The organism is Photobacterium japonica, from assembly GCF_050337005.1.
GTDB classification, from domain to species: domain Bacteria; phylum Pseudomonadota; class Gammaproteobacteria; order Enterobacterales; family Vibrionaceae; genus Photobacterium; species Photobacterium japonica.
In genome coordinates this window covers 1-3,883 of the sequence record NZ_JAKJSN010000112.1, presented here as the reverse complement: position 1 = coordinate 3,883, position 3,883 = coordinate 1, and the positions used below count along the sequence as shown (strand labels likewise).

Annotated in this window: 4 protein-coding genes; 3 read left to right on the top strand and 1 reads right to left on the bottom strand. The window is 51.3% G+C overall.

Going from position 1 to position 3,883, the window contains the following annotated elements:
• Nucleotides 1-1,128, top strand: a 1,128-nt coding sequence (locus tag L4C36_RS23420) for a M24 family metallopeptidase (RefSeq protein WP_428480180.1), incomplete at its 5' end; no start/stop codon positions are given.
• A gap of 55 nt (nt 1,129-1,183) precedes the next feature.
• Nucleotides 1,184-2,158 carry a DMT family transporter gene (locus L4C36_RS23415; RefSeq protein WP_428480179.1) on the top strand — a complete coding sequence of 325 codons (975 nt, stop codon included), beginning with the start codon at nt 1,184-1,186 and terminating at the stop codon, nt 2,156-2,158.
• Between the two features lie 444 nt (nt 2,159-2,602).
• Here L4C36_RS23415 and L4C36_RS23410 read toward each other — a convergent pair whose 3' ends face one another.
• On the bottom strand, nt 2,603-3,085 hold the full coding sequence (locus L4C36_RS23410; protein ID WP_428480178.1) for an Lrp/AsnC family transcriptional regulator: 483 nt from the start codon (nt 3,083-3,085) through the stop codon (nt 2,603-2,605).
• A 105-nt stretch (nt 3,086-3,190) separates the two neighbouring features.
• Here L4C36_RS23410 and L4C36_RS23405 point away from each other — a divergent pair.
• Nucleotides 3,191-3,883 (top strand): aminotransferase class V-fold PLP-dependent enzyme (locus tag L4C36_RS23405; protein ID WP_428480177.1); only part of this gene is annotated, 693 nt, incomplete at its 3' end.

The window sequence follows — 3,883 nt, the reverse complement described above, 5'->3', positions numbered from 1 at the left end:
TTTGAACACCGTACCGAGCGTGCACAGAGAGTGATGCATGAGATGAAACTCGATGCGATGATTTTCACCACGGAACCAAACGTACGTTACTTCACCGGCTTCCTCTCGCAGTTTTGGCACAGCCCAACACGCCCTTGGTTCGTGATTGTGCCAGCTGAAGGCAAACCGATTGCGGTCGTACCTGAAATCGGCGCCAAAGGCATGGGGAACACCTGGCTGGATGACATCATCACATGGCCTGCCCCTCGCCCAGAAGATGACGGCATCAGCCTTGTCGCTAACGTACTGAATACCCTGCCAAGCCGTCACGGCCGTGTGGGCGCCACGCTGGGCATCGAATCGCACCTGCGTATGCCTATCAACAACTACCTGAAACTCACCACCATGGTGAACAAAGAATTCGTTGATGTTGCCCTTGCGATGCACGGTCTGCGTCAAATCAAATCCCAAGCGGAAATCGCGAAAACCCGCGAAGTCTGCCGCATCACTAATATCGGTTTCAAGCGCATTCCTGAGTATGCCCGTGTCGGCATGACAGAGCGTGAAATTTGTAAGCAATTCGGCATGGACATGCTCCAAGCCGGTGCAGATGCGTGTCCGTTCATCATCGCGGGTTCTGGCCCAGACGCGTACGACGACATCTTGATGGGACCAACGGATCGTGTGATTGAACACGGTGACGTGCTGCTGATTGATACCGGCGCGGTATGGGATGGGTACTTCTCTGATTTTGACCGCAACTGGGCCTTTGGCACCGCAAGCGAGCAAACCAAAGCCGCGTACCGCGCGACCTACGAAGCGACCACCAAAGGTTTTGAAGCAGCCCGTCCGGGTGCCACCACCACCGACATCTATAACGCGATGTGGAAAGTACTGGAAGCTAACGGCGCACTGGGCAATGACATTGGCCGTGTCGGCCACGGCTTGGGCATGGAGCTGACTGAGCGTCCATCCAATACGGCCACCGACAACACCGTATTGAAGCCAGGCATGGTCATGACGCTTGAGCCGGGCATGGTGTACGCACAAGGCAAAACCATGCTGCACGAAGAGAACATTGTGATCACCGAAGACGGTGCGGAATGGCTGTCTGAGCGTGCTGAACCTGAACTGATCATTATCAACTAATTCAATGTTTACCCCCACCTCAGGTGGGGGTAATTATTTATAAAGGACTGCTTTCATGAACAATGCGAACAAAGATGTTGTTTTAGGTTGGATTGCTGCCATCTCGGTTGCGGTGATTTGGGGCGTAACGGGCGTGGTATCTAAGCCACTTTCCATGGCGGTTGACCCTATGACCTTGGTATTTTTCCGCTATGTAACCGCCGTGATCGGCCTGTCTGTCATCTTTATGCTGACCTACAAAAACACCAAAGTGAATAAAGAGCTGGGCACGTCACTGAAAATCGACAAATCCGATATTTTCAAAATCGCCATGTGTGGCATTGTCGGCCAAGGGCTGTTTTCGCTGTTTAACTTCCTTTCTCTTGGTCATATCGGCGCGACTGAAAACGGCGTGGTACAGGGCATGAACCCGTTCGTGACCGTCTTCTTTGGCATGATGTTCATGAACTTCCGCATGAACAAAATCCAATGGGGCGCGTTCCTTGCCTCTGCACTGTGTATTTACGTGATGAGTGTCGGACCCACGAATGACGTCGAAGGGGGCACACCGTGGTTGGGCTTCTTGTTTGTGACTTGCTCAGTATTGTCTATTGCGTGTACCGCTCACCTGCGTGCGAGTCTGGCAGACAAATACGGTTCAGTGGTATCGATGCTGATGCAATACATTTCGGTGGCGATTTTTGGCCTGATCATGGTGATCGCGATGGGTCTAGACCTGTCTCAAATCACCATCATCCTGTCTGACCCGCTGTTGCTGGCCCTACTGATTTTCTTGGGTACCGGTATCTCAGGTCTAAGCTACGTGATTCAGCTGTATTCGTTTAAGAAAATTGGCGTAGAAAAGTCGTCATTGTCACTGAACCTGATGCCATTGGTGGGTTATGTGGTCGCGGTTGTCGCTCTGGGCGAAGACTTGTCTTTCTTCAAGACGGCGATTGTTTCCACCATCGTCGTGGCGCTGTATGTCTTTAATGCCTACGAAACCAAAGACAAGCAACCCGCTGTGGATGCCACCCCGGTTAATGCGTAATACCGCTTTGAGGCTCACTGACGGGCACTTCCCGTCAGCCTAAGCCTGAGTGTGCCTAAACGATAAGACATTCCCTTGCTTATTTGGCACCTGCCGCAAGCAACGCCGCTCTCCCTTTGGGTGAGCGGCGTTTTTTTATCTGTCGTTCCCCCTGATGGTCTGCCTTCCCAACACACCGTTCTGGCGCATTTTTTCTCATCGTGAAGCAGTAAGCGCCCCTCTTTTTTTCGTCCTTTTACACATCCAGCAATGCGTAAAACCATCAGCGTCGATGATCGCCAGGAGTAGTGTGATAGAGGTTTGCGGCAACCTCAAAGAAATCAGAGTTTCTTACGATAAGCGGGGAAAATGACGTCTTTCGGTGAGAAATTTTCTCACCGAAGAATCGAGAGGAAGGTCACTAACGCCCGTCAAACGGGCTTTTTGTGCATATGCCGAGTGCGCTTAATTTTCTAGGGCAAGCTGTGGGATCGGGGTATCCAGTGTGGCTTTGACGCGATCCATCACCACGATGGTGCGGAACCATTTCACGTTCGGGTTGTTGTAAAACAAACGCCCACTGATCGCTTCATATTCCGCCATATTGGCGACAGTTAAGACCAGAATAAAATCCGCCTCTCCCGTCACGTAATAGCACTGCTGAATTTCCGGCCCAGAGAACGAGCGCTTAAGGTCTTCCATATCAGAGGCTTGCGTACGTACCGCGTGTACTTCTACCAAGATGGTAATGATTTGCCCCACTTTTTCCGGCGCAATCACGGCGGTATTGGCCTGAATCACCCCATTTTCTTCTAACCGCTTAATCCGGCGCTGTACCGATGCTGTCGACAAGTGCACTTGCTCAGCAACAACGCGCAGCGGGGTGGTGTTGTCTTTTTGTAACAGAGAAAGGATGGCGCGATCAAAACTATCAACTAACTGGTTCATGTGAAAAATTTTCTCAAAAGCGCCCATCAATTCGAGCGCAATTATCAAGGCTAACGAAATAAAATTGCCAGCATATTCAGTTTACTACTTATTCGGAACACAGATATGCATTGGCAGAGCAGACTCGTACAACCACAAACACTGGCAGCACCAGGCTTTGAATCTTTAGCGACCCCTACCTACCGCGGGTCAACCGTCTTGTTTAATAAGCAAGCGGATGTGGTTGATGCTTGGGACCAAGCAAAAGGCGGTTACAGCTACGGCCTGTACGGTACACCAACCACACTGGAATTATCGGGACGTATTGCACAATTAGAAGGTGCACTTCACAGTTTTGTGGTGCCGGGCGGCCAAGCCGCAATTGCCTTGGTGTATTTCGCATTATGTAAAGCAGGCAGCCACGCATTAGTACCGCATAACGCGTACGGTCCAAACAAAGAAATGGCACAAGGCCTATTAAAAGGTCTGGGCATTGACGTTGAGCCGTACGACCCACTGATCGGCGCAGGCATTGCTGACCTTATCCGTGACAACACCGCGTTGATCTGGGTAGAAAGCCCAGGCTCTGTGACCATGGAAATTCAAGATGTACCGGCAATCTGTGCGGCAGCACATGAAAAAGGCGCATTGGTCGCCATCGATAACACTTACGCAGCCGGCGTACTGTTTGATGCCTTCGCCCACGGCGTCGACATCAACATGCAAGCACTGACCAAATACGTTGGCGGTCACAGTGATCTGCTACTGGGTACGGTTTCTGTCAATACGGAAGCGTTGAAAGAACAAGTCGGCGGCACC

Excerpts from the sequence above, each read along its gene's own strand:
- L4C36_RS23415 (WP_428480179.1), top strand. The coding sequence starts at position 1,184 with ATGAACAATGCGAACAAAGATGTTGTTTTAGGTTGGATTGCTGCCATC.
- L4C36_RS23410 (WP_428480178.1), bottom strand. The coding sequence starts at position 3,085 with ATGAACCAGTTAGTTGATAGTTTTGATCGCGCCATCCTTTCTCTGTTA.